Source organism: Nonomuraea sp. NPDC050790 (assembly GCF_044456745.1).
GTDB lineage: Bacteria > Actinomycetota > Actinomycetes > Streptosporangiales > Streptosporangiaceae > Nonomuraea.
The window spans coordinates 508,112-530,714 of sequence record NZ_JBITGF010000002.1 but is presented as its reverse complement, the minus strand read 5'-3'; the positions used below and the strand labels follow the sequence as shown (position 1 = coordinate 530,714).

20 protein-coding genes and 1 other RNA gene are annotated in these 22,603 nt (G+C 71.9%); 11 read left to right on the top strand and 10 right to left on the bottom strand.

Features of this window, described 5'->3' with window-relative positions; translation table 11 throughout:
* Positions 1-12 precede the first annotated feature (12 nt).
* Complete coding sequence (locus ACIBEJ_RS10915) at positions 13-1,026, top strand: NAD-dependent epimerase/dehydratase family protein (RefSeq protein ID WP_397182464.1); 1,014 nt, start codon at positions 13-15, stop codon at positions 1,024-1,026.
* A 106-nt stretch (positions 1,027-1,132) separates the two neighbouring features.
* On the opposite strand, the gene ACIBEJ_RS10910 is transcribed toward ACIBEJ_RS10915, so the two are convergent.
* From ACIBEJ_RS10910 to ACIBEJ_RS10890, 5 genes are all read right to left on the bottom strand, one after another.
* Positions 1,133-1,600, bottom strand: a complete 468-nt coding sequence (locus ACIBEJ_RS10910; protein WP_397182463.1) for a GNAT family N-acetyltransferase — start codon at positions 1,598-1,600, stop codon at positions 1,133-1,135.
* 89 nt (positions 1,601-1,689) lie between these two features.
* Positions 1,690-2,077, bottom strand: an RNA gene (rnpB, locus tag ACIBEJ_RS10905) — RNase P RNA component class A.
* A 23-nt stretch (positions 2,078-2,100) separates the two neighbouring features.
* Positions 2,101-3,591, bottom strand: a complete 1,491-nt coding sequence (locus tag ACIBEJ_RS10900) for a histidine phosphatase family protein (RefSeq protein WP_397182462.1) — start codon at positions 3,589-3,591, stop codon at positions 2,101-2,103.
* The gene (locus ACIBEJ_RS10895) at positions 3,588-4,328 is read right to left on the bottom strand and encodes a zinc ribbon domain-containing protein (RefSeq protein WP_397182461.1); all 741 of its coding nucleotides are present in this window, start codon (positions 4,326-4,328) and stop codon (positions 3,588-3,590) included. Before ACIBEJ_RS10895 ends, ACIBEJ_RS10900 begins: the two co-directional genes overlap by 4 nt.
* Positions 4,329-4,330: 2 nt before the next feature.
* Positions 4,331-5,131: a Nif3-like dinuclear metal center hexameric protein gene (locus tag ACIBEJ_RS10890; RefSeq protein ID WP_397182460.1), complete on the bottom strand. Its 801-nt coding sequence runs from the start codon at positions 5,129-5,131 to the stop codon at positions 4,331-4,333.
* A 107-nt stretch (positions 5,132-5,238) separates the two neighbouring features.
* On the opposite strand from ACIBEJ_RS10890, the gene ACIBEJ_RS10885 reads away from it, so the two are divergent.
* The 7 genes from ACIBEJ_RS10885 (at position 5,239) to ACIBEJ_RS10855 (ending at position 13,491) form a co-directional block, all read left to right on the top strand.
* Positions 5,239-6,681 carry a flavin-containing monooxygenase gene (locus tag ACIBEJ_RS10885; RefSeq protein WP_397182459.1) on the top strand — a complete coding sequence of 481 codons (1,443 nt, stop codon included), beginning with the start codon at positions 5,239-5,241 and terminating at the stop codon, positions 6,679-6,681.
* A 246-nt stretch (positions 6,682-6,927) separates the two neighbouring features.
* On the top strand, positions 6,928-7,956 hold the full coding sequence (locus tag ACIBEJ_RS10880) for a dipeptidase (protein WP_397182458.1): 1,029 nt from the start codon (positions 6,928-6,930) through the stop codon (positions 7,954-7,956).
* Complete coding sequence (locus ACIBEJ_RS10875) at positions 7,953-9,041, top strand: M20/M25/M40 family metallo-hydrolase (RefSeq protein ID WP_397182457.1); 1,089 nt, start codon at positions 7,953-7,955, stop codon at positions 9,039-9,041. Before ACIBEJ_RS10880 ends, ACIBEJ_RS10875 begins: the two co-directional genes overlap by 4 nt.
* A 7-nt stretch (positions 9,042-9,048) precedes the next feature.
* A complete protein-coding gene (locus ACIBEJ_RS10870) occupies positions 9,049-9,807 on the top strand; it encodes a GNAT family N-acetyltransferase (protein ID WP_397182456.1) in 759 nt (252 codons plus the stop codon).
* Between the two features lie 9 nt (positions 9,808-9,816).
* Positions 9,817-11,244, top strand: coding sequence for an Nramp family divalent metal transporter (locus tag ACIBEJ_RS10865; protein ID WP_397182455.1), 1,428 nt, complete (start codon positions 9,817-9,819; stop codon positions 11,242-11,244).
* Positions 11,245-11,410: 166 nt separating this feature from the next.
* On the top strand, positions 11,411-12,364 hold the full coding sequence (locus tag ACIBEJ_RS10860) for a helix-turn-helix transcriptional regulator (RefSeq protein ID WP_397182454.1): 954 nt from the start codon (positions 11,411-11,413) through the stop codon (positions 12,362-12,364).
* Positions 12,365-12,399: 35 nt separating this feature from the next.
* Complete coding sequence (locus tag ACIBEJ_RS10855; protein ID WP_397182453.1) at positions 12,400-13,491, top strand: C45 family autoproteolytic acyltransferase/hydolase; 1,092 nt, start codon at positions 12,400-12,402, stop codon at positions 13,489-13,491.
* On the opposite strand, the gene ACIBEJ_RS10850 is transcribed toward ACIBEJ_RS10855, so the two are convergent.
* Positions 13,475-14,134, bottom strand: a complete 660-nt coding sequence (locus ACIBEJ_RS10850) for a response regulator (protein ID WP_397182452.1) — start codon at positions 14,132-14,134, stop codon at positions 13,475-13,477. The two genes, ACIBEJ_RS10855 and ACIBEJ_RS10850, sit on opposite strands and share 17 nt — an antisense overlap.
* Entirely contained in the window at positions 14,131-15,189 is a 1,059-nt protein-coding gene (locus ACIBEJ_RS10845; protein ID WP_397182451.1) for a sensor histidine kinase, read from the bottom strand. Before ACIBEJ_RS10845 ends, ACIBEJ_RS10850 begins: the two co-directional genes overlap by 4 nt.
* A 122-nt stretch (positions 15,190-15,311) precedes the next feature.
* On the opposite strand from ACIBEJ_RS10845, the gene ACIBEJ_RS10840 reads away from it, so the two are divergent.
* Both ACIBEJ_RS10840 and ACIBEJ_RS10835 read left to right on the top strand, forming a co-directional pair.
* A complete protein-coding gene (locus ACIBEJ_RS10840; protein WP_397182450.1) occupies positions 15,312-16,526 on the top strand; it encodes an FAD-binding oxidoreductase in 1,215 nt (404 codons plus the stop codon).
* Positions 16,527-16,528: 2 nt separating this feature from the next.
* Positions 16,529-17,533 carry a carboxymuconolactone decarboxylase family protein gene (locus ACIBEJ_RS10835; protein WP_397182449.1) on the top strand — a complete coding sequence of 335 codons (1,005 nt, stop codon included), beginning with the start codon at positions 16,529-16,531 and terminating at the stop codon, positions 17,531-17,533.
* Here ACIBEJ_RS10835 and ACIBEJ_RS10830 read toward each other — a convergent pair whose 3' ends face one another.
* Genes ACIBEJ_RS10830 through ACIBEJ_RS10820 form a run of 3 tightly spaced genes read right to left on the bottom strand, consistent with a single transcriptional unit; the run spans position 17,534 to position 21,101 of the window.
* On the bottom strand, positions 17,534-18,982 hold the full coding sequence (locus tag ACIBEJ_RS10830) for an AMP-binding protein (protein ID WP_397182448.1): 1,449 nt from the start codon (positions 18,980-18,982) through the stop codon (positions 17,534-17,536).
* Positions 18,982-19,968 (bottom strand): acyl-CoA dehydrogenase family protein, encoded by a 987-nt coding sequence (locus ACIBEJ_RS10825; RefSeq protein WP_397182447.1) that lies wholly within the window; start codon positions 19,966-19,968, stop codon positions 18,982-18,984. Before ACIBEJ_RS10825 ends, ACIBEJ_RS10830 begins: the two co-directional genes overlap by 1 nt.
* Positions 19,965-21,101 (bottom strand): acyl-CoA dehydrogenase family protein, encoded by a 1,137-nt coding sequence (locus ACIBEJ_RS10820; RefSeq protein ID WP_397182446.1) that lies wholly within the window; start codon positions 21,099-21,101, stop codon positions 19,965-19,967. Before ACIBEJ_RS10820 ends, ACIBEJ_RS10825 begins: the two co-directional genes overlap by 4 nt.
* Before the next feature lie 156 nt (positions 21,102-21,257).
* Here ACIBEJ_RS10820 and ACIBEJ_RS10815 point away from each other — a divergent pair, with 156 nt between their 5' ends.
* Complete coding sequence (locus ACIBEJ_RS10815; protein ID WP_397182445.1) at positions 21,258-22,601, top strand: sensor histidine kinase; 1,344 nt, start codon at positions 21,258-21,260, stop codon at positions 22,599-22,601.
* Positions 22,602-22,603 lie beyond the last annotated feature (2 nt).

Below are 22,603 nucleotides of genomic sequence, written 5' to 3'. Positions count from 1 at the left end.
AGAATGCAAGACATGAGAGTTCTGGTCATCGGAGGTTCGGCGTTCCTCGGCCGCGCGATCGTGCAGGAAGCGCTCGGCAGGGGACATGAGGTCACGACGTTCAACAGGGGCCGGACGGGGCCCGACCTGCCCGGCGTGGAGGCGGTGCACGGCGACCGCGAGGTCACCGCGGACCTGGAGCGGCTGGTCGACGGGCGCACGTGGGACCTGGTGGTCGACTCCTCCGGGTACGTGCCGAAGGTCGTGGGCGAGTCGGTGCGGCTGCTGTCCGGGCGGGCGGCGACCTACGCCTTCATCTCCACCATCTCGGCCTTCAAGAACTTCCCCGCCGAGCACACCTCCGAGCAGAGCCCCCTCTTCGACTGCGCGCCCGACGCCGGGCCGGAGGCGGGCGACTACGGCGTGCTCAAGGCGGGCTGCGAACGCGCCGTCGAGCAGGGCTTCGAGGGCAACGCCCTGATCATCCAGCCCGGCCTCATCCTCGGCCCGTACGAGAACGTCGCCCGCCTGCCGTGGTGGCTGACCCGGATCTCCAAGGGCGGCAGGACACTCGCGCCCGGCGACCCGGCCCAGCCGATGCAGCTCATCGACGCCCGCGACATCGCCGTGTTCACGCTGGACCAGGCCGAGAAGGGGGTCGCCGACCGGTTCATCGTGACCGGGCCCGCGGGCAACACCACCTACGGCGAGTGGCTGGAGATGTGCAAGAGGGAGACCGGCTCGGACGCGGAGTTCGTGTGGATCCCCGATGACTTCCTGATCGAGCACGAGGCGGGCATCTGGATGGAACTGCCGCTGTGGGCTCCCGCCCAGCCCGACATGGCCAACTTCTGGACCGCCTCGACCGCCAAGGCCGAGGCGGCGGGGCTGCGCAGCCGTCCCGTGGCCGAGACCGTGCGCGACACCTGGGAGTGGCTGCGGCACATCCCCGAGGACCAGCGGGTCTTCGGCGCGAAGTACGCGCACGGGATGGCGCCCGAGAAGGAGCAGGCGATCCTGGCCGCGTGGGACGCCCGTTCTGCGTAATCCTCCGCAGACGGGCCTGCCCTGCGGTCCTAACGTGGTGAGCGTCCCGACTCCCGGGGACGCGAGTGCGGGGCGGGGTTGCCGATGCCCCCGCCTCTCACTCCATTCATCCCCCCAGGGCCCGCAACGGTTCGTCGGTGAGGCGGTAGACGGTCCACTCGTCCATGGGGACCGCGCCGAGCTTCTTGTAGAAGCCGATGGCGGGGGCGTTCCAGTCCAGGACCGACCATTCCAGGCGCTGGTAGCCGCGCTCCACGCAGATCTTCGCCAGTTCGGCCAGCAGCGCCCTGCCGTGGCCGCCGCCGCGATGCTGCGGGCGCACGAAGAGGTCCTCCAGATAGATCCCGTGTACGCCACGCCACGTCGAGAAGCTCAGGAACCACAGCGCGAACCCGGCCAGCCGCCCGTCATCCTCGGCCACGTGCGCGAAGGCGGCCGGCCGTTCCCCGAACAGCGCGGCACGCAACTGGGCCTCGGTCGCCCTGACCTCGTGGGCCGCTTTCTCATAGTCGGCCAGCTCACCGACCATGGCCAGGATCTCGGGGACGTCATCGGGGGTCGCAGGTCGAATCATGCGCCTCAGGCTAACCGAGTCACGCCCGAGTGTTGTCCACCCCTGGTCTGATCCTGCACCGGCTCAGGTTGCCTGTTCAACAGACGTGGGTGACGAGCCGGCCTGTAGGCCGGGTTCTGTCCCTCGGGTGAGGGGGCGACCATCCATCTAGGGCCGCCGTTGCCGGCGGCCTCAAGCGGTCTACCCGCGCGGCTCGGGCGGGCAGCCCTCGGACGTCGCGCGCGGGCGCCTCTCGCGAAGCGCCCTTCTTGACCTTGCTCCAGGTGGGGTTTACCGAGCCGCCCACGTCACCGTGGGCGCTGGTGGTCTCTTACACCACCGTTTCACCCTTACCTCCCGAAAGGGGAGGCGGTCTGCTTTCTGTGGCACTGTCCCGCGGGTCACCCCGGGTCGGCGTTACCGACCACCCTGCCCTGTGGAGCCCGGACCTTCCTCGGCGGACCCTCGCGGGCCCGACGCGGCCGCCCGGCCGGCTCGTCTGGCAGCGAGGTTACCACCCTTCAGCGCAGGTGCGCGGTGTCGTTGAACGCCTTCACCACGGCGTTGCCGTCCGCGTAGTAGTCGACCAGGCTCAGGCAGGCCAGGTCGAGGTGCATCCGGTACAAAGCCGACGGAGGCGCCGTCAGCGCGAACCGCAGCAGCATCTTGATCGGCGTCACGTGCGAGACGACCAGGACGGTCTTCCCGAGGTGCTGCTCGACCAGGCGGTCCCTGACCCGCTGCACGCGGCGGGCGGCCTCGGCGAAGCTCTCGCCGTCCGGCGGCGCGACCGACGGCTCGGCCAGCCACGCGGCCAGTTCGTCGGGCCAGCGCCGCTGGATCTCGGTGAACGTGTGCCCCTCCCACGCCCCGAAATCGGTCTCCCTGAGGTCTTCGTCCACCTCCACGCCGAGCCCCGTGCGGGCCGCGACCGCCTCCGCGGTCTGCCGGGCGCGCTTGAGCGGCGAGCTCACGATCACATCCAGCCGGTACGGCTCCCGCGCCAACCTCTCCGCGGCCGCCGCCGCCTGGGCCAGTCCGTTGGCGGTGAGCTCGGCGTCACCCAGCCCGGAGAACCGCCGCTCCACCGACAGCGGGGTCTCGCCGTGGCGCAGCAACAGCAGGGAGGTGGCGACACGGGTGGCATCGGCCCAGCCGGTCCCCTTGGCCCGGGTCTGCTGGGCGGCGGTGGAAGCGGAAGGGGCTGAAAGGTCGGACATGTCGGCAGCAGGCGGCGGCGTCTTCCGCGCCGCGGGCCCCGAAGGCCCGCTTCCCCCGAAAAGCTCCGTCTGCCCCCCGACCTGCCCGGCACCACTCCGGCCCAGCCCTTGCCCCACCGCACCGCCCTGCGACGCACCACCGGAGGCGCCCTGCCCAGCGGAGTCGCTCCGGGCTGCCCCTTGCCCAGTAGTTCCGCGCCCTGCCGCACGAACGGATGCGCCCTGCTCAGCGGAGTCGGAGGCAGCGCCTGACTGACCGGAGGCAATTCGGCCGGTAGGCGGGGCGGTGGGTCGGGTGTGTGCGGGGGTGTCGGGTTCGGGGTGGGTTGGGGTGGTGGAGTCGGGGCCGGCTTCGCCGCCCACGTGCCAGGGCAGGCCCTTGGCGGCGGCGTCCATGGCCTCGTTGGCCAGGCGGTCGGCGTGTTTGTTGCGTTCCCGGGGGATCCAGGTCCACTCCGTCACCCGGAGCCGGGCCACCAGCCGGTTGGCCTCCAGCGCCAGCGGCCGCAGCCCCTCGTTCTTGATCTTCCAGTTGCCCGCCATCTGCTCGACGACCAGCTTGGAGTCCATGCGCACCGCCACCACGGCGCCCTCGCCGCCCAGCCGCAGCACCTCGGTCAGGCCGGCGATCAGGCCGCGGTACTCGGCCACGTTGTTGGTGGTGACGCCGATCGCCTCGGCGGTCTCGGCCAGCACCTGCCGGTCGGCCGCGTCCAGGACGACGGCGCCGTAGCCGGCGGGGCCGGGGTTGCCACGCGAGCCGCCGTCGGCTTCGACGATGTACGAGGTCACAGGCCCGACTCTGGCGTACGGACCAGGATCCTGCGGCACTCGTCGCAGCGCAGGACCTCGTCGTGGGGCGCGGCCTTGATGCGGTTCATCTCGGCGATGGACAGCGACACCTTGCAGCCCTGGCACTGGCCTCGGTAGAGCATGGCGGCGGCGACGCCGTACTGACCCTTGAGCTTGGTGTAGAGGGTCATGAGGTCGGCGGGGATGTCCGCGGCGACGCCGCCGCGGCGCTGCTGCACGTCGGCGGCCTCCTTGTCGATCTCGGCGAGCGCGGCGTCACGGCGGTCCTCGGCGGCGGCCCTGGTGGAGGCCAGGGAGTCGCGCTGGGCGACCAGATCGACGGCCTTGGCGTCGGCGGCCTCGCGGCGTTCCATGATCTCCAGGACGACCTCTTCCAGGTCGCCCTGGCGGCGGTGCAGCGAGGCGATCTCGGACTGCAGGCTGGCCAGGTCCTTGGGCGAGGTCACGGCGCCGGAGTCGAGGCGCTTCTGGTCGCGGTCCGCGCGGGTGCGGACGGTGTCGACGTCGGACTCGGCCTTGGTCTGCTCGCGCGCCAGGTCGCCGGCCACGGTCTCGGCTTCGATCACGTCGGTCGAGAGCTTGGCGAACCGCTTGGTCTGCTCGTCGATCTCGGCCAGCTCGGGCAGGGTACGCCGGCGGTGGGCCAGCCGGTCGGCCGCGGAGTCGAGCTCTGCCAAGTCGAGCAGTCGCTTCTGTGCTTCAGGGGCTGCTTTCATGATCAATATCCTCTTGTCCAAGCATCGGTGACCGTGGCGGAGACGCGCGTCTCAACGTTAACGCCACCGGAGGCCAGGATGGACGCGGCGCTGTCCAGCCATGGCCACTCGGTGGCCCAGTGGGCGGCGTCGATGAGCGCCGGGCCGCCGGCCTCCATGAACTCGCTGGCCGGGTGGTGCCGGAGGTCGGCGGTCAGGAAGACGTCGACGCCGGCGGCGCGAGCCGTACCGAGGAGGGAGTCGCCCGCGCCGCCGCTGACGGCGACGCGCGAGACGGTGCGGGACGGATCGCCCGCGACGCGGATGCCCCAGGACGTCTTGGGCAGGCCCTCGGCGGCGCGCTCGGCGAACTCGCCGAGCGTGACGGGGTACGGCAGCGTGCCGATCCGGCCGAGGCCGCGCCAGGGGTCGTCGGGGAAGGGCCGCAGCGGCACGAGGTCGCCGGTCAGGCCGACGGCACGGGCCAGCGCGTCCGAGACGCCGGGATTGGCGACGTCGGCATTGGTGTGAGCGGTGTAGAGGGCGATGTCGTGCTTGATCAGGGTATGGACCAGGCGGCCTTTGGGGGTGGTGGCGGCGACGCTCGTGGTGCCGCGCAGATAGAGGGGGTGATGGGTGACGACCAGGTCGGCCCCCCACGCGATGGCCTCCTCCGCGACCACAGCCACCGGATCCACCGCGAACAGGACTTTCCGCACCTCCTGCGCGGGATCTCCGACGACCAGTCCGACCGCGTCCCAGGATTCGGCGGTGGCGGGCGGGTAGGCCGTCTCCAGCGTTCCGATCACTTCTGCCAGCGTCACGCTGCGCAGACTACCGGCCTGGACGGGGGTGCCAGGCGTGTTGTGCCAGGGGTGTCGTCCGAACCGGGTTCGGCGTAATGTAAGTGGATCCTGACGCGGAGGGCGATATGTCACCTAGGATCGCGATCATCGGTGCGGGATTCGGTGGGCTGTGCATGGCGATCCAGCTCGAACGCGCGGGCATCACGAGCTACACGGTGTTCGAGAAAGCCGACCGGGTGGGAGGGACCTGGCGCGACAACACCTATCCGGGGGCAGGCTGCGACATTCCCTCGCATCTGTATTCGTACTCCTTCGAGAAGTACGCCTCATGGAGCCGCCGCTACCCCGGCCAACCGGAAATCCTCGCCTACATGGACCATTGCGCGGATAAATACGGCGTCCGGCGAAAAATCCGGTTCGGTGCCGACGTCACAGACGCGCGCTTCCACCACGACAGGTGGCGCCTGACCTTCCACGAGGGCACCAGTCGGCAAAGGGCGGATTTCGACGTCCTCGTCACGAGCGTCGGCCAACTCAACCTCCCGAAATTTCCCGAAATACCGGGTATGGAGGAATTCGCCGGCACCACCTTCCACTCCGCCCGCTGGAACCACGCGCACGACCTCTCCGGCCGCCGGGTCGCGGTCATCGGCAACGGCTCCTCCGCCGCCCAGTTCATCCCCGCGGTCGCCGAACGCGCCGCCCACCTGGACGTCTTCCAGCGCACCCCCAACTGGGTCATCCCCAAACCCGACGCCGCCTTCGGCCCGCTCACCCGGCTGGCCCTGCACTTCGTGCCCGGTTTACAGCGCGCGTACCGCGAATGGATCTACAGGTACGCCGAGGGCACCCTCTACCCCGCGCTGGCCATGGGCTGGAGCCAGGGCCTGCTGAAGAAGCGTGCCCTGGACCACCTGCGCGCCCAGGTGCCCGACGCGGACCTGCGCGCCAAGCTCACCCCCGCCTACCCGCCCGGCTGCAAGCGGGTGGTGATCGACAGCCGCTTCTACCCGGCCCTCACCAGGGCGAACGTGGACGTGGTCACCGACCCGATCGTCCGCGTCACAGCCAAGGGCGTGGAGACCACCGAGGGCCTGCGCGAGGCCGACACCATCATCTACGGCACCGGGTTCCGGACCACGGAGTTCCTGGCCCCGATCACCATCACCGGCCGCGCCGGCCGGCGACTCAACGAGCAGTGGGCGGGCGGCGCGGAGGCGTACCTGGGCATCTCGGTGCCGAGCTTCCCCAACCTGTTCCTGCTGTACGGTCCCAACACCAACCTGGGCCACAACTCGATCATCTTCATGCTCGAATGCCAGGTGAACCATGTCATGAACTGCCTGCCGCACCTCTCGGCGCGGGGCCCGATGGAGGTCAGGCCGGAGGCGATGACGGCCTGGCGCGGGCAACTGGACGCGGCCATGTCCCGCATGGTGTGGGGCAACGGCTGCCAGAGCTGGTACAAGACGGCCGAGGGCAGGGTGACCAACAACTGGCCTGGCCCGACGCCGCTCTACCGCAGGCTCACCGCGCTCCCGCCGGTGCGGGCGTACCGGTTCGGCTGAGGCGATTCCCCACCCGAGGGCCTGACCCACGCCCAGCTCGCCGGCGGGTTCGGCCTGCCGGGCGCCTCGCCGCCCGCGGAACACCTGGGCATCCCGCGCTCGGCGGGCCTGGTGGCGACCGGACCCGCGCACCGGCCGCGCGGAGGAAGCGCAGGTGGGCGATTGTGGCGGCATCCCATCAAGCCCGGGTGGTTTTGTCCGATGGGACGAACGATCTTTACCGACTGGCACGATACGGTCGAAGGCATGACGACACCCCTCCACCAGCGTGCGGTCGTGGCCGACACGCACAACGACCTGCTGATGGCGGTCTCGGCACGGCCCGCGGAGAGCTGGGCCTCCTTCTTCCGCGAGCGCTGGCTGCCGCAGTTGCTAGCCGGCGGGGTGAACCTGCAGGTGCTGCCGGTCTTCATCGACGACCAGTACCGCCCGGAGGGCGCGCTCAGGCAGACGTTGCGCATGGTCGAATGCGCCCACGTCATCGCCGAGGGCAACGCCGGTGCGGTGGCGCTGTGCCGTACCGGGGCGGAGATCGACGCGGCGCTCGCGGCCGGGAAGATCGCGCTCGTCCTGGCGCTGGAGAGCATGCCGGGCCTCGACGCGAGCGTGGAGCTGATCTCCACGCTCCACCGGCTGGGCGTGCGGATCGCCTCGATCGCGCACTGGGGACGCACCCCGCTGGCCGACGGGAGCGGCGAGGACGCCACCGGCAGCGGCCTGACCTCCCACGGGGTGGCGGCGCTGCGGGAGATGGAACGCCTGGGGATGGTGTTCGACATCTCGCACCTGGGCGCCTCGGGGGTGGCGCATGTGCTGGAGCTGTCGACCAGGCCGCTGCTGGCGACGCACTCCAGCGCCCGCGCGCTGCGCGACCACCACCGCAACCTCACCGACGACCAGTTGCGCGCCGTCGCGGCGGGCGGCGGCGTGGTGTGCGTGAACTTCTTCGCCCCGTTCCTGCTGGAGGACGGCTCGAAGGCGGGCCTGGACAACCTGCTCGACCACATCGAGCACATCGCCGCGGTGGCCGGGATCGACCACGTGGGCCTGGGTCCCGACTTCGTGTACGAGGTGATGCGCGAGCTCACCCCGCCCTGCTGCGAGGACGTCAACCTGCGCGGCGTGGACCCGCTGCAGGCGATCCCCGGGCTGGAGGGTCCGGAGGGCCTGCCGATGGTCACCGAGGGGCTGCTCCAGCGCGGGGTGCCGGAGAACGACGTCGTGAAGATCATCGGTGGCAACGTCCACCGTTTCCTCGGGGAGCTGCTCGTATGATCGTGGATCTCGAAGAGCTGGTCACCTGCGAGTCGTTCTCCAGCGACCTGGAGGCGGTCGCGCGCAGCGCCAAGGTCGTGGGCGCGATGGGCGCGCGGCATCTCGGCGCCGAGCCCGAGTTCGTCGTCGTGGACGGCGTCACCCACCTGCGCTGGACGTTCGGCGAGCCGCGCGTGCTCCTGCTCGGCCACCACGACACCGTCTGGCCGATGGGCACGCTGCGCACCCACCCGTGGTCGGTGGTGGACGGGGTGGCGCGCGGCCCGGGCGTCTTCGACATGAAGGCGGGGCTCGTGCAGATCTTCCACGCGCTGGCGGGCCTGCCGGCCCTCGACGGGGTCAGCGTGCTGATCACCGGGGACGAGGAGGTCGGCTCGACGACGTCCAGGGCGCTGATCGAGGACGCCGCGCGCGCCGCCTCCGCCACGTTCGTCCTGGAGGCCAGCGCCGACGGCGGCGCGCTGAAGACCGCGCGCAAGGGCACCTCCGACTATCGCGTCGAGGTGTACGGCAAGGCCGCCCACGCCGGCCTCGAACCGTGGAACGGCGCCAACGCCGGAGTCGAGCTGGCCCGCCAGATCCTCGCCATCGACGGGCTCGCCCAGGTCGTCGACGGCGGCGAACTGCCCAGGGCCGAGGCCACGACGGTCACGCCGACCGTGCTGTCCGGCGGCTCGACCGTCAACACCGTGCCCGCCCACGCCCGCGTCGGCGTCGACGTGCGGGTTTCGTCGCTGGCCGCGCAGGCCAGGGTGGACGAGCTCATGCGCGCCCTGTCCCCCACGACCCCGGGCACCAGGATCGAGGTGGGCGGCGGCCCGAACCGCCCGCCGCTGGAGGCGGCCATGTCGGCGGAGCTGTTCGCGCTGGCCCAGCGCCTCAGCCCGGAACCCCTGACCAGTGCCCACGTGGGCGGCGCCTCCGACGGCAACTTCACCGCCGGGCTCGGCTGCCGCACCCTCGACGGGCTGGGCGGCGTGGGCGGCGGCGCGCACGCCGACCACGAACACGTGATCGTCGCCGAGATGCCGCGCCGCATGGAACTCCTGCGGGCGCTGGTGTCGGCGGTCCTGGCGGGCGAGTGAGCGGCACGTGAGCGACCTCGACCTCCGCGAACTCCACGACCAGGACGAGTTCGCCGGGCTCTACCGCCTGTTCGACGACATCTGGCGGCCCGAGCCGGGCAACCCGCCGGTGACCGTGGAGCTGATGAAGGTGTTCTCGCACACCGGCGGCTACGTGGCGGGGGCCTTCCGCGACGGGGAGCTGGTCGGCGGGTCCGTGGGCATCCTGGCCGCGGGCGGCACCCTGCACTCCCACGTGACCGGGGCGCTGCCCGGCCAGGGCATCGGGATGCCGCTCAAGCTGCACCAGCGCGAGTGGGCCCTGGAGCGGGGGATCACCAGGATCACCTGGACGTTCGACCCCCTGGTACGGCGTAACGCCCGCTTCAACCTGGTGAAGCTGGGCGCCAGGCCCGAGGAGTACCTGGAGGACTTCTACGGGGTCATGGGCGACGCCATCAACGAGGGCGACCGGTCGGACCGGTTGCTGGCGGTGTGGCGGCTGGAGGAGACGGCGGCGCCGTACCTCGTGGAGAGGGCGACGGCGGGGGTGGCGGAGCGGGACGGGCTGCCCGTGGTGGGCAGCGTGGACGGGCCCGTCGTGCTGGTGGCGACGCCGCGCGACATCGAGACGCTGCGGCGGGAGAACCCCGAGGCGGGCAGGGCGTGGCGGACGGCGGTGCGCGAGGTCCTGGGCGGGCTGATGGGCGCGGGCGCGCGGGTGGTGGCTTTCACGGACCGTGGAGAATATGTACTTAACCTGTCAGAGGGCGAACAGCCTGGTTAACGTCGGGGTATGACGGAATTCACCCCCACCGTCCCGCACCGCGTGCTACCGCCGGTAACCGTGAGGGACCTGCCAGAACCACCGCGCAGCACCTGGCGCGTCATCGGCCCCGGGCTGGTGGGCGCGGGCGTGGGCCTGGCCTCCGGCGAGTTCATCCTCTGGCCCTACATCGCCTCCCAGGTCGGTCTCGTCTTCATCTGGGGCGCGCTGATCGGCATCGTCACCCAGTGGTTCCTCAACATGGAGATCGAGCGGTACACGCTGGCCACCGGCGAGACCGCGCTGACCGGGTTCAGCCGCATGTGGAAGCACTGGGGCCTGGTCTTCGTGCTGATGACGCTCTGCTCGAACCTGTGGCCAGGCTGGGTGACGACCTCGGCCACGATGGTCACCTACCTGACCGGCGGCGGGCAGTCCTCGGTCCGCTACATCGCGATCGGCATGCTGGTCGTCATCGCGCTGGCGCTGACGCTGGCCCCGGTCATCTACACCGCCCTGGAGCGGGTGATCTTCGTGAAGATCGGCCTCGTGCTGACGCTCGCAGTGGTGGCGGTGCTGTTCGCGATCAACGCGGACGCGTGGGTGGAACTGGGCAAGGGGCTGAGCGTCGGGGCGCGGTTCCCGGTGCCGCCGCTGGAGTTCGCGGTGCTGATGGGCGCCATCGCCTACGCCGGGGCCGGCGGCGGGCAGAACCTGTGCCAGAGCAACTGGATCCGCGACAAGGGCTTCGGCATGGGGGCGTACGTGCCGCGCCTGGTCAGCCCGGTGACCGGGCACGAGGAGGCGGCGGCCTCCACCGGGTTCCAGTTCGCCCCGACGAAGGAGAACCTGGCGCGCTGGCGGCAGTGGTGGCGCTTCGCCAACATCGAGCAGGGCTCGACGTTCGCGCTGGTGTCGTTCCTGACGATCGCGCTCATGTCGATGCTGGCGTACTCGACGGTGTTCGGGAAGGAGGGGCTGGCCAACAGCATCACCTTCCTCAAGGTCGAGGGCGAGACGCTGTCGAGCGTGGTCGGGCCGTGGTTCGGGGTGCTGTTCTGGGTGATCGGCGCGCTGTCGCTGTTCGCCTCGGCGATGGGCATCGTGGACTACACCTCGCGGCTGGCCTCGGACGTCATCAAGACCGTCTACCTCCGCGAGCGCGGCATCTCGGTCAACCGCGTCTACTTCCTGACGGTGTGGACCATGACCGTGGCGGGGACCGCGATCCTGCTGCTCGGGTTCGACCAGCCGCTGATCCTGCTGGTGTTCTCGGCGAGCTTCGCGGCGGTGATGATGTTCGTGTACTCGATCCTGCTGATCATCCTGAACCGGCGCTCGCTGCCTGACGCGATCAAGGTCCGCTCGTACCGGCTGGCCGCCCTGTTCTGGTCCGTCGCGTTCTTCGGCTCGCTCACCGTGCTCACGCTCGTCCAGCAGGCCGGCAAGCTCTTCTGACCACCTTTCCGTTACGGCTGCGCCACCCCCACGCCACCCGCCGACCCGCGCGGGCGCCGATCGGGGGGATCGCTTCTCAGGCCGGACGTGGTCCCCGCCGCGACGGCGGGGACTCGGCCGGGAAACGCGGAACCAACCGTTCCTCGATTGCGGGCACACTGGGAACATGCTGGAAACCTCGGCCCGCCTGCTCAAGCTGCTCTCCCTGCTCCAGGCCCACAAGGAATGGTCGGGCCCCGAGCTGGCCGACCGTCTCCAGGTCTCCACCCGGACGGTCAGGAACGACGTCGAGCGCCTGCGCACGCTCGGCTACCCGGTCCACGCCACCCCGGGCGTCGCCGGCGGCTACCGGCTCGGCGCCGGGGCGGCGCTGCCGCCACTGCTGCTCGACGACGAGGAGGCCGTGGCGGTCGCGGTCGGCCTCGGGCGGGCGGCCGGCGGCGGCGTGGCCGGGATCGAGGAGACCTCGGTGCGAGCGCTGGCCAAGCTGGAGCAGGTGCTGCCCTCGCGGCTGCGGCGCCGGGTCAGCGCGCTCAACACCCACACGGTGCACATCCCCGGCGAGGCGCCGTCGGTGCCGCCGGAGGTGCTGACCACGATCGCCAACGCCGCCCGCGACCACGAGCGCCTGCGCTTCGACTACACCGGGCACGGCGGGGCGGTGAGCAGGCGGGACGCGGAGCCGTACCGGCTGGTGCATCGCAGGGGACGCTGGTATCTGATGGCGTGGGACGTGGAGCGGGCGGACTGGCGCACGTTCCGGGTGGACCGGGTCACGCTCAAGGTGCCCGCCACGGGGCCGCGGTTCGCGCCCCGGGAACTGCCGGGTGACGTGGCGGCGTACGTGGAGAAGGGGATCAACACCGCGATGTGGGAGCACCGCGGGACGGTGCGGCTGCACGCGCCCGCCGAGCGGATGCGCGGGCTCGGGATCGGGCTGGAGGTCGAGCCGGACGGCGAGGAGCGCTGCCTGATGCGGGTGGGCGGCGACGACCTCTCGGGGATCGCCGCCTGGATCGGCTTCCTCGGCGTGGACTTCGAGGTGCTGGACCCGCCCGAGCTCGCCACCGCCGTCAGGGCGCTGGCCGAGCGGTACGGCAGGGCGGTCAGCGACCGGTAAGCCGGTGGTCAGGACCCGGCGCCATCGTCTCGGGCATGGACATCACGCAGGTAGCAGGCAGCAGGGACGACTTCCAGCTCGTCCGTCACATCACCGTCGCCGGCACGCAGGAGGAGATCGGCGGTCAGCTCGCCCAGGAGGCGCGCAGGCTCGGCTGGCGGCCCGCGCCCGCCGACCCGGAGGTCAACCGGGCGCGCCGGGAGTGGTTCGCCCGGCACTGGCCGCAGCACCTGGCCCGCATGAACGGCGCCGCCGCCGCGCTCGGCCTCGACCCGGAGCGCGACGAGGTCACGCTCGACGGGCTGAGCGCGCTGCCGCAGGCGTGCTCGGCGCTGTGGGTGCCGCCGTCGGCGGCCACGGACGGGCACGGCAGGATCGGCCGCAACTACGACTTCTTCACCATGACCACGAGCGAGCTGATGGGCACCCCCGCGGTCCCGGGCGAGCTGCCCATGGCCTCCCGTCCCCACGTGATCACCAGCCGGCCCGACGCCGGGCTCGCGACCACGACGCTGACGATGACGGAGTTCGACGGCTGCATGGACGGCGTCAACGAGGCCGGGCTGTCCGTGGTGCTGCTGATCGCCGACTTCGAGACCGCGGCGCCGCCGGAGGACCTGTCCCCGCAGGTCGGCGTGAACTCGGTGCAGTTGCCGCGCTTCCTCCTGGAGACCTGCGAGACGGCCGAGGAGGCCAAGGCGGCGCTGCGGGAGGTCACGCAGTACGACTTCGGGATGCCGCTGCACTACCTGATCGCCGACGCGCAGGGGCAGGCGTTCGTGTGGGAGGCGCCGGGCCACGTGACGGAGGCGGGCGGCGGCGCGCTGTGCGTCACCAACCACCTGCTGCACCGCCACCCGGACCCCAAGGCGCTGCCCGAGGACACCCCGACGTCCTTCTCCTCCTACGCCCGCCTGCGCACCCTGCACGAGCGCAGCCACGACGCGGTCATGAGCCCGGCGGACCTGCGCGCGAGCCTGCTGGAGGTGGCGCAGAGCGGCGACCCGTCGATGCGGACCCTCTACAGCTCGTTCTTCGACACCGCCGAGCGCACGATGACGGTCCGCTTCTACCTGGGCGAGGGCCGCGGCCACTCCCCCGAGCTGGTCTTCAGCCCTTCGGCCTGACCAGCCCCGACTCGTAGGCGAACACCACGAGCTGGGCGCGGTCGCGCGCGCCCAGCTTCGTCATGGCCCTGCTCACGTGTGTCTTCGCGGTGAACGGGCTGACCACCATGCTCCCGGCGATCTCGGCGTTGGTCAGCCCGCGCGCCACCAGCGCCACGGCCTCGCGCTCGCGAGCGGTCAGCAGCTCGGCCTCGCCCGGCGGCAGCGTCAGCGGCGGCCGGGTCACGAACTCGCTGATCAGCCTGCGGGTGATGCCGGGCGACAGGAGCGCGTCGCCGCGCATGACCACGCCGACGGCGTGCACGAGGTCGCCGGGGTCGGTGTCCTTCAGCAGGAACCCGGCCGCGCCCGCGCGCAGCGCGGAGAAGACGTACTCGTCGAGGCCGAAGTTGGTGAGGATCACCACGTGCACGCCGGCCAGCTTGGGGTCGGCGGCGATGGCGGCGGTGGCCTCGATGCCGTCCATGACCGGCATCTGGATGTCGAGCAGGACCACGTCGGGCAGGAGCTGCCCGGCCAGCTCGATCGCCTCCCTGCCGTTGGCGGCCTCGCCGACGACCTCGATGTTCTCCTCGGCGTCCAGCAGCGCGCGAAAGCCCGCCCTGATGAGCTTCTGGTCGTCGGCGAGCAGGACGCGGATCATGCGGGCAGCTCCGCGCGCACGCTGAACCCGCCCTCGGGCCGCGGTCCCGCGGCCAGCGTGCCGCCGAGCGCGGCGACCCGCTCGCGCATGCCGGTCAGCCCGACCCCCGGCGTGCCCGCCGCCCGGCCGTGCCCGTCGTCGTCCACCTGGAGGACGACGCCCGCGCTGCCGTAGCTGACGACCACGTCGGCGGCGGCCGTGCCGCCCGCGTGCTTGGTGACGTTGGTCAGCGCCTCCTGGACGATCCGGTAGGCGGCCTGCTCGACCTCCTCGGGCAGCGGGCGGGGCGAGCCGCCGACGGTCAGCCGCACGTCCTGGCCGCCCGCCCTGGTCCGCTCGACCAGTCCCGGCAGCCGCGCCAGCGCCACAGTCTCATCGCGCAGGGCCTCCAGCGTCGCGCGCAGCTCGCGCATCGCGTCGCCGCTGGCCTCCTGGATCGTCAGCAGCGACGCGGGGACCTCCTCGCCGCGCTTCTTCGCCAGGTGTACGGCTACGCCCGCCTGCACCTTGATCACCGAGATCGCGTGGGTCAGCGTGTCGTGCAGTTCCCTGGCGATGTGCAGCCGCTCCTGCTCGGCCCGGCGCAGCGCCGCCTCCTCCCTGGTGCGCTCGGCCTCGGCGGCCCGCTCGTCGGCCTGCAGAAGCGCCACGCCCATCGCCATCGCCGCCACGTACCAGCCCATGACCAGGAAACCGCCCTTGATCGCGACCAGCGGCGGCTGTCCGGCCAGGAGGTTCGCCACGACCATGCCGGCGATGAGCGTCAGGGCCGAGGCCGCCGCGTACGGCCGGGCGCGCGCCCTGACCACGCTGGTCAGCGCGATGAGGGCGGGCACGCTCGCGGCGATCTCGGGTTCGACGGTCAGGATGTAGAGGAGCCCGAGCCCGGTGGTGGCCGCCAGCACGGGCACCGGGTAACGCCGGTGGAAGTGCATGACTGCGGCCGAGGCCAGCAGCAGGGCGTAGCCGAACGGGCCCGCCTTGCCGGTGAGGGCGGCGTTGGACACCATTACGGCCGCCACGATGGGCGCCAACAGGAGATCTGGCCTGCTCATGGCGGCAAACTACGCCAAATCTCTCCGGAATGCGTCGTCCGGGGGTGCTACTCCCGCGAGAGTAGGCAAGTGCGTTCGCTGGTACGACGACCGGCGGCGATCCGGCGGGGATCGTCGTCACCATGCGAATCGATGACTTCTCCGGCCCGATCCACCTTCCCGGCGACCCCGGCTACGACGACGGTCGCTGGGCGTGGAACCAGGCCGTGGACCAGCGGCCCGCGATCGTCGCCGAGGCGCTCGGGGCCGAGGACGTGCGGGCCGCGCTGACCGCCGCCCGCGAGCGCGGCCTGCCGCTGAGCGTGCAGGCGACCGGCCACGGCACGCTGGTGCCGCGTGACGGCGGCCTGCTGCTGAAGACCACCCGCATGGCCGGCGTGGAGGTCGACCCGGTGCGCCGGGTGGCGGTCGTGGAGCCGGGCGCGGTGTGGGAGGACGTGCTGTCCGCGGCGGCCGTCCACGGCCTGGCCCCGCTGGCGGGCGCGCCGACGGTCGGCGTCACCGGCTACACGCTCGGCGGCGGCGCGGGCTGGCTGTCACGTCTGTACGGCCTGGCCGCCGACAACGTGACCCGCGCCGAGGTCGTCACGGCCGACGGCAGGATCCTGGAGGCCGACGAGGAGCACCACCCCGACCTGTTCTGGGCGCTGCGCGGCGGCAGCGGCAACTTCGGCGTCGTCACGCGGCTGGAGTTCCGCCTGTTCCCGGTGGAGCGGATGGTGGCCGGCACCACCATGCACGCCTTCGAGCGGGCCGGCGAGACGCTGGCCGCGTTCCGCGACTGGGAGCAGCCGGACACGGTCAACGCCGCCGTCTTCGTCATGAGGATGCCGGACGGCGCGCGGATGCTGGGCGTGCGCGTCGTGGCGGTGGGCGAGCCGGAGTCCACGCTGGCCCCGCTGCTGTCGGCGGCCGGCGAGCCGCTCAGCGGCGAGCGCGCCGAGCTGCCCTACGAGCAGGCGGTGCGCGTCCTGGCTCCGCCGCACGGGCCGATGCCGCTCGGCAACGGCTTCGAGCACGTGCGCGACCTGCCCGACGACCTGATCGCCGCGATCCTGGACTCGCCGACGGCGGGCATCGAGATCCGCAGGTGGGGCGGCGCGATGGCGGCGCCGGGCGGGCCCGCGGGGCACCGGGACGTGACGTTCTCGGTGATGGCGGGCGAGCCGATCGAGGTCCCGCACGCGACGGGCGGCGTGTTCCTCAACTTCCTCACCGACACCTCCAGGACCGCCGACGCCTACACCCCGGCCAACTACGCCCGCCTGCGCGAGCTGAAGAAGGCGTGGGACCCCGAGGGCGTGCTGCGCCCGAGCCATCTGATCGAGAAGGAGTGACCATGGGATTCCTGCACATCAGCCCGGCCGAGCCCAAGGCGGCCACCGGCCTGGTCGCCGAGGTCTACCGCCGGCAGGCGGCCGACGTCGGCCTGACCCGCATGCCCGCGCTGATGGCGCTGTCGTCCGTGCCCGCCCTGCTGGCCGCCACCTGGTCGATGCTCAGGGAGTCGTTGATGGCGGGGCCGCTGTCCAGGACGGAGCGGGAGATCGTCGCGCTTGGGGTGTCGACGGCCAACCGGTGCCCGTACTGCGTGGGCGCGCACACCCTGTTCCTGCACGCGACCGGCGACCACGACCTGGCCGAGACCCTGCTGGCCGGGGGCAGGCCGGACGAGCCCCGCCAGGCGGCGTTGTTCGCCTGGGCGACGGGCGAGACCCGCGACGCCCCGCACGAGCCGGAGCTGCTCGGCACGGCGCTGGTCTTCCACTTCATCAACCGCATGGTCACCGCGCTGCACACGCCCGACGTGCTGCCCGGCGGCCTGCAGAAGACCCGGCTGGTACGGCGGGCGGCCGGGCGCACGCTGGCCCGGCCCGCCAGGCGCCTGCTGCCACCGGGCGAGAGCCTGCGCCTGCTGGAGAACCCGCCCACCCCCGCCCCCGGTCAGACGCACGCCGCCTCCGCCTGGGCACGCAGCTCCCCCGCCTGGGCGGACGGCTCTCCCGTCGGCGCGGCCTACGCCGCCCTGACCGGGGCCGCGGGACAGGGCGGCGCCCTTCTCGCGCACCCGGAGCGCGTGGCCGAGGCGGTGGTGCGCTGGGACGGCGGGCATCCGCCCATGGGCGGTTCCTGGCTGGCCGACGCCCTGGACGGGCTGCCTCCCGCCGAGGTGGCGCCCACCCGGCTGGCCCTGCTGGCGGCGCTGGCGCCGTACCGGATCACCGAGGGAGACGTGGCGGCGTGGCCGCACACCGACGAGAGCCTGGTGCGGCTGCTGGCCTTCGGGGCCGTGACCGCGGTCAGGCACGCCGAGCGGAGCTTCAGCCCGGCGGCGGCGAGCTGATCAGCGGGCGGCCAGGTACTCCTCCCTGACCTTGCCGCGCGACAGCTTGCCGGTCGGCGTGCGGGGCAGTTGCTCGCGGAACTCGATCACCTTCGGGTGCTTGAAGCGGGCCAGGCGGGGCTCCAGGTGGGCCAGGAGGGTCTCGGCGGTGATGGGGGCGTGCGGCTGCACGAGCGCGACGACGTTGTGGCCCCACTCCTCGTCCGGCACGCCGATGACCGCGACGTCGGCCACGGCCGGGTGCTCCAGGATCGCCGCCTCGATCTCGGCGGGGTAGATGTTGACGCCGCCGGAGACGATGAGGTCGGTGCGGCGGTCGCACAGGAACAGGAAGCCGTCCTCGTCGAGGTAGCCGATGTCACCGGGGGCGTACCAGTCGCCGCGCATGCTGGCGGCGGTCTTGGCCGGGTCCTTGCGGTACTCGAACGAGCCGAGGCTCGTCTTGACGTAGATCATGCCGGGCTCGCCCGGGGGTAGCTCCTCGCCCGCCTCGTCGAGGATCTTGGCCTCGAACGTGGGGGCGGGGCGGCCGACCGTGCCGGGGCGGGCCAGCCAGTCCTGGGGCTTGACGGAGAAGGCGATCGTGGACTCGGTCGAGCCGTAGTACTCGTAGAGGACCGGTCCCCACCAGTCGAGGATGCCCTGCTTGACGGCGACCGGGCAGGCGGCGGCGGTGTGGATGACCTGGCCCAGCGAGCTGAGGTCGTAGCGCTTCCTGACCTCCTCGGGGAGCTGGAGCATCCGGTGGAACATCGTCGGCACCATCATCGCGTTGGTCACCCGGTGCTGCTCGACCAGGGCGAGGATCGGCTCGGGCTCGAAGCGCGGCGCGATGACGACGGTGTGGCCCAGGTGGAGGGCGAACTGAGTGTGGGCGCACGGCGCGGAGTGGTACATGGGCGAGGTCACCAGGTGCACGCCGTCGCCCGGTGCCAGGTCGCACACCTCGCCCAGGAACCAGACGTACACCGGGACGATCGCCTCGGGCTCGGCGCCGGGCAGCGGGCGCTGCACGCCCTTGGGGAAGCCGGTGGTGCCGGAGGTGTACCACATGACGGCGCCCGCGGTGCGGTCGTCCGGGGCGGTGCCGGGCCGGCCCTCGGCCAGGCTCGCGACGTCCTCGGGGCCGGTGACCACGACCTTGGCGTCGCAGTCCTGGACGATGTAGTCGATCTCGGGCTCGGTCAGGTGCCAGTTGATCGGCACGTAGTACAGGCCGATCTGGCCGGTGGCCATCAGCATGACGACCGCGTCGATGCCGTTGCGCAGGACGCCGGCGACCACGTCCCCGGTGCTCAGGCCGCGGGCGCGCAGGCCGTTGGAGACCTGGTTGACGCGGGCGAGCAGGTCGCCGTAGCTCGTCGCGGCGCCGTCCACGTCGATCACGGCCGTGCGGCCGGGGTCGGCGCCGGCGATGGCGTAGAAGCCCGGGGTCTGGCTGATGTCCATCACAGCTCCAGCAGCTCGGCGAGTCGGGTGCGGTGGCGGCGGGGCGGGCCGAGCAGGACCTCGTCGGCCTTGGCCCGCTTGTAGTACAGGTGGGCGTCGTGCTCCCAGGTGAAGCCGATGCCGCCGTGCAGCAGCAGGTGGTCGCGGGCCACCTCGAAGCAGGCCCGGCCCGCGTACGCCTGGGCGAGCGCGGCGGCCTCCGGCAGGTCGGCGGGCGACTCGTCGGCGGCCCAGGCGGCGTAGCGGACGATCGACTCGGCCTGTTCGAGCTTGCCGTGCATGTCGGCCAGCTTGTGCTTGACGCCCTGGTAGGAGCCGATGTAACGGCCGAAGGCGACCCTGACCTTGGCGTAGGCGACGATGGCCTCCAGCGCGGCCCTGATCACCCCGAGCTGCTCGGCCGCGAGGGCGACGGAGTGCAGGTCGCGGATGACGGCGAGCGTCGCGGGGTCGTCGGTGACCAGCCGTCCCCGCGGCGCGGTGACCCGCGCCTGGCGCCGGGTGAGGTCGAGCGTCTCCAGCGGCTCCCTGGTGACCTCCTCCCCCGGTACGGCCCGCAGCTCCCGCCCGTCGTCGAGCAGGATGAGCCCGGCCTCCATCCCGTTGGGCACGTGGCCGGGGTCGGCCGCGTAGGTGGCGACGAGGCTGCCGTCGGCCAGGCCGGGCAGCAGCTCCTTCTCGCCCGCCTGGGTCAGCGCGATGGCGGCGAAGGTGGTGGCCAGGAACGGGCCGGGCAGCAGGGCGGCTCCGGTCTCCTCCAGGACGACCGCGAGCTCGGCGTGGCCGGCGCCGGCTCCGCCGTACTCCTCGGGGATGATCAGGCCGGTGAGCCCGAGCTCGCCGGACAGGCGCGCGTAGACCGCGCGCGAGTAGCCCTCGGGGGACTCCATGTCGCGGCGGACCTGCGCGAGCGGCGAGGCGGCGGCGAGAAAAGACCGTACGGCGGCGCGCAGGTCCTGCTGCTCCTGGCTGAGCACGAGCTTCACGACTGGGTCCCCACCTTCAGGTCCTTGAACGGCACGGTCTTGTCCACGCGCGGCTCCGGCGGCAGGCCGAGCACCCGGTCGCCGACGATGTTGCGCATGATCTCGTTGGTGCCGCCGCCGAGGGCGAGGGCGGGCGCCAGCGAGATCGCCTGGGACAGGCCGTCGTCGGTGGCCGCGTCGGGCCCGGCGAGGGAGGTGGCGAGGTCGGCCTGGAACATGGTCAGCTCGGCCAGCAGGAGCTTGGCCGCGCTGCCGCGGGCGCCGGGGAAGACGCCGGCCCTGGTCTCCTGCGACAGGCGCTGGTTGAACAGCGCCAGCGCGCGCGAGCGGATGTGCAGCTCGACGAGCTGGTCGCGGACGTAGGGGTCGGTGGTGTCGAGCCGGTCGCGCAGGGCCTCGAAGGAGACGGGGTTGTCGCGCTGGCCGCTCATGCCGACGCCGGCGGAGATCGACAGGCGCTCGTGCAGGAGGGTGGTGACGGCGACGCTCCAGCCGTCGTCGACCTCGCCGATGCGGTCGGCGTCCGGGATGGTCACGTCGTCGAAGAAGATCTCGTTGAACCTGGCGTGGCCGGTCATGTCCTTGAGCGGCTTGACGGTGACGCCGGGGTGGTGCATGTCGACGGCGAACATGGTCAGGCCCTTGTGCTTGGGCACGTCCACGTCGGTCCTGGCCAGCAGCAGGCCCCAGTCGGCGTGCTGGGCCACCGAGGTCCAGACCTTCTGGCCGTTGACGACCCAGGAGCCGCCGTCGCGTTCGGCCCTGGTCTGGAGGCTGGCCACGTCGCTGCCGGCGCCGGGCTCGGAGAAGAGCTGGCACCAGACGTGCTCGCCGCGCAGCAGCGGGCGCAGGAAGCGGGCGCGCTGCTCGTCGCTGCCCCGGTCGAGGATGGTGGGGCCGCACATGCCCAGGCCGATCGAGAAGACGTAGGTGGGCAGGGTGTGGTGGCGGGCCTCGGCGGCGAAGGCGCGTTCCTCCGCCTGGGTCAGGCCCTGGCCGCCCCACTGCTCCGGCCACGTGATGCCGGAGTATCCGGCGTCGTGGAGCTTGGCCATGAAGGTCTTCGGGTCGTCCTCCCCGGCGTTCTCCGCCAGCCAGGCACGGGCCGCGCGCCGATACTCATCAAGGTTCACATCGTCTCCTTGGCATCAGTGCTCACTTACTCTAATCAGCCGGAAGTCGCATTCATAGAGCATTGCTCTGGCGTCGTTTTGTCCGGATTTATCGATGAATCTCCGTTGATTAGAGATGGGGGCACCTAGTGTGATCACCTGATCACGGGGGAGGACGTGACAAGGCGCTTTCGGGGTTCTGTACGCGGCAGGCTGACGCTCTTCGCGAGCTTCACCATCGCTTTGCTGTGCCTCGTGGTCAACACGTTCGTGCTGGTCGCCATCAGGGAGACGGCCGAGGAGTACCGCGCCAACGAGGTCGTCACCGCCGCGCTGCGCGTGGTCCACCTGATCAAGCGGGGCACGCTCCCATCCATCATGGCGCCCGAGCCCGGCGGCGCCCTCCAGGTCCTCAACAGCCACGGCCAGGTGGTCGCCTCCTCCCCCAACCTCAAGGGCAAGCCGCGCATCTCCGGCACGACACCCAGCGCCGACAACTCCGGCAACACCAGCGTGGAGTGCAACCTCACCGCCTATCCCGGCCAGTGCATGGTCGTGTCGACCTTCCGCGTGTACGAGCCCGAAGGCGACTGGTACGTCTACACGGTCGGCCCCATCGTGCCCTGGTACGTGCACCTGAGCGTGCTCGCCTTCCTCATCTGCCTGTCGATCGCCCTGACCGCGCTCGTGGCCGTCGGCACGTGGAGGGTCGTGGCCAACACGCTGGCCCCGGTGGACGCCATCCGCGCCAAGCTCTCCGACATCACCGCCACCGACCTCGGCCAGCGGGTGCCGGTGCCGCCCACCCACGACGAGATCCACGCCCTCGCCCTGACCGCGAACGAGACGCTGGACCGGCTGCAGACCGCCGTCGAGCAGCAGCGCAGGTTCGCCTCCGACGCCTCCCACGACCTGCGCAGCCCGATCACCGCCATGCGCGCCCAGGTCGAGGAGGCGCTGCTCTACCCCGACACCGCCGACTGGCCGCGCACCGCCGACGCCATCGTCGGCAGCCTGGACCGGCTGCAGGCCATCGTCACCGACCTGCTCACGCTGGCCAAGCTCGACGCCGGCGCCGCCGGGGCCAAGGAGCCCGTGGACCTGGCCGACCTCGTCATGGCCGAGACCATCAGGCCGAGGGTCAAGAAGGTCGTCACCTCCCTGGACCCGGGCGTGGTCGTCACCGGCGACCGGCTGCGGCTGGCCCGCCTGCTGACCAACCTCATCGACAACGCCGAGCGGCACGCCGACCACACCATCACCATCACCGTGCGCGGGCACGACGGCCGGGCCGTACTCGAGATCCTGGACGACGGCGCGGGCATCGCCCACGACCAGCGCGAGATCGTCTTCCGGCGCTTCACGCGCCTGGACGCCTCGCGCAACCGCGACGCCGGCGGCACCGGTCTCGGCCTGCCGATCGCCAGGGAGATCGCGGCCAGCCACCACGGCGCGCTCACCATCGCGGACTCCGCGCGCGGCGCCAGGTTCGTGCTCTCACTGCCGCTCAGGGAACCGTGATG

What these genes read in the sequence shown, in the direction of transcription:
- ACIBEJ_RS10865 (WP_397182455.1), top strand. Translation starts at nt 9,817, where the DNA reads ATGACGGAATTCACCCCCACCGTCCCGCACCGCGTGCTACCGCCGGTA.
- ACIBEJ_RS10840 (WP_397182450.1), top strand. Translation starts at nt 15,312, where the DNA reads ATGCGAATCGATGACTTCTCCGGCCCGATCCACCTTCCCGGCGACCCC.
- ACIBEJ_RS10910 (WP_397182463.1), bottom strand. Translation starts at nt 1,600, where the DNA reads ATGATTCGACCTGCGACCCCCGATGACGTCCCCGAGATCCTGGCCATG.
- ACIBEJ_RS10835 (WP_397182449.1), top strand. Translation starts at nt 16,529, where the DNA reads ATGGGATTCCTGCACATCAGCCCGGCCGAGCCCAAGGCGGCCACCGGC.
- ACIBEJ_RS10880 (WP_397182458.1), top strand. Translation starts at nt 6,928, where the DNA reads ATGACGACACCCCTCCACCAGCGTGCGGTCGTGGCCGACACGCACAAC.
- ACIBEJ_RS10885 (WP_397182459.1), top strand. Translation starts at nt 5,239, where the DNA reads ATGTCACCTAGGATCGCGATCATCGGTGCGGGATTCGGTGGGCTGTGC.
- ACIBEJ_RS10875 (WP_397182457.1), top strand. Translation starts at nt 7,953, where the DNA reads ATGATCGTGGATCTCGAAGAGCTGGTCACCTGCGAGTCGTTCTCCAGC.
- ACIBEJ_RS10895 (WP_397182461.1), bottom strand. Translation starts at nt 4,328, where the DNA reads ATGAAAGCAGCCCCTGAAGCACAGAAGCGACTGCTCGACTTGGCAGAG.
- ACIBEJ_RS10860 (WP_397182454.1), top strand. Translation starts at nt 11,411, where the DNA reads ATGCTGGAAACCTCGGCCCGCCTGCTCAAGCTGCTCTCCCTGCTCCAG.
- ACIBEJ_RS10855 (WP_397182453.1), top strand. Translation starts at nt 12,400, where the DNA reads ATGGACATCACGCAGGTAGCAGGCAGCAGGGACGACTTCCAGCTCGTC.
- ACIBEJ_RS10845 (WP_397182451.1), bottom strand. Translation starts at nt 15,189, where the DNA reads ATGAGCAGGCCAGATCTCCTGTTGGCGCCCATCGTGGCGGCCGTAATG.
- ACIBEJ_RS10830 (WP_397182448.1), bottom strand. Translation starts at nt 18,982, where the DNA reads ATGGACATCAGCCAGACCCCGGGCTTCTACGCCATCGCCGGCGCCGAC.
- ACIBEJ_RS10850 (WP_397182452.1), bottom strand. Translation starts at nt 14,134, where the DNA reads ATGATCCGCGTCCTGCTCGCCGACGACCAGAAGCTCATCAGGGCGGGC.
- ACIBEJ_RS10915 (WP_397182464.1), top strand. Translation starts at nt 13, where the DNA reads ATGAGAGTTCTGGTCATCGGAGGTTCGGCGTTCCTCGGCCGCGCGATC.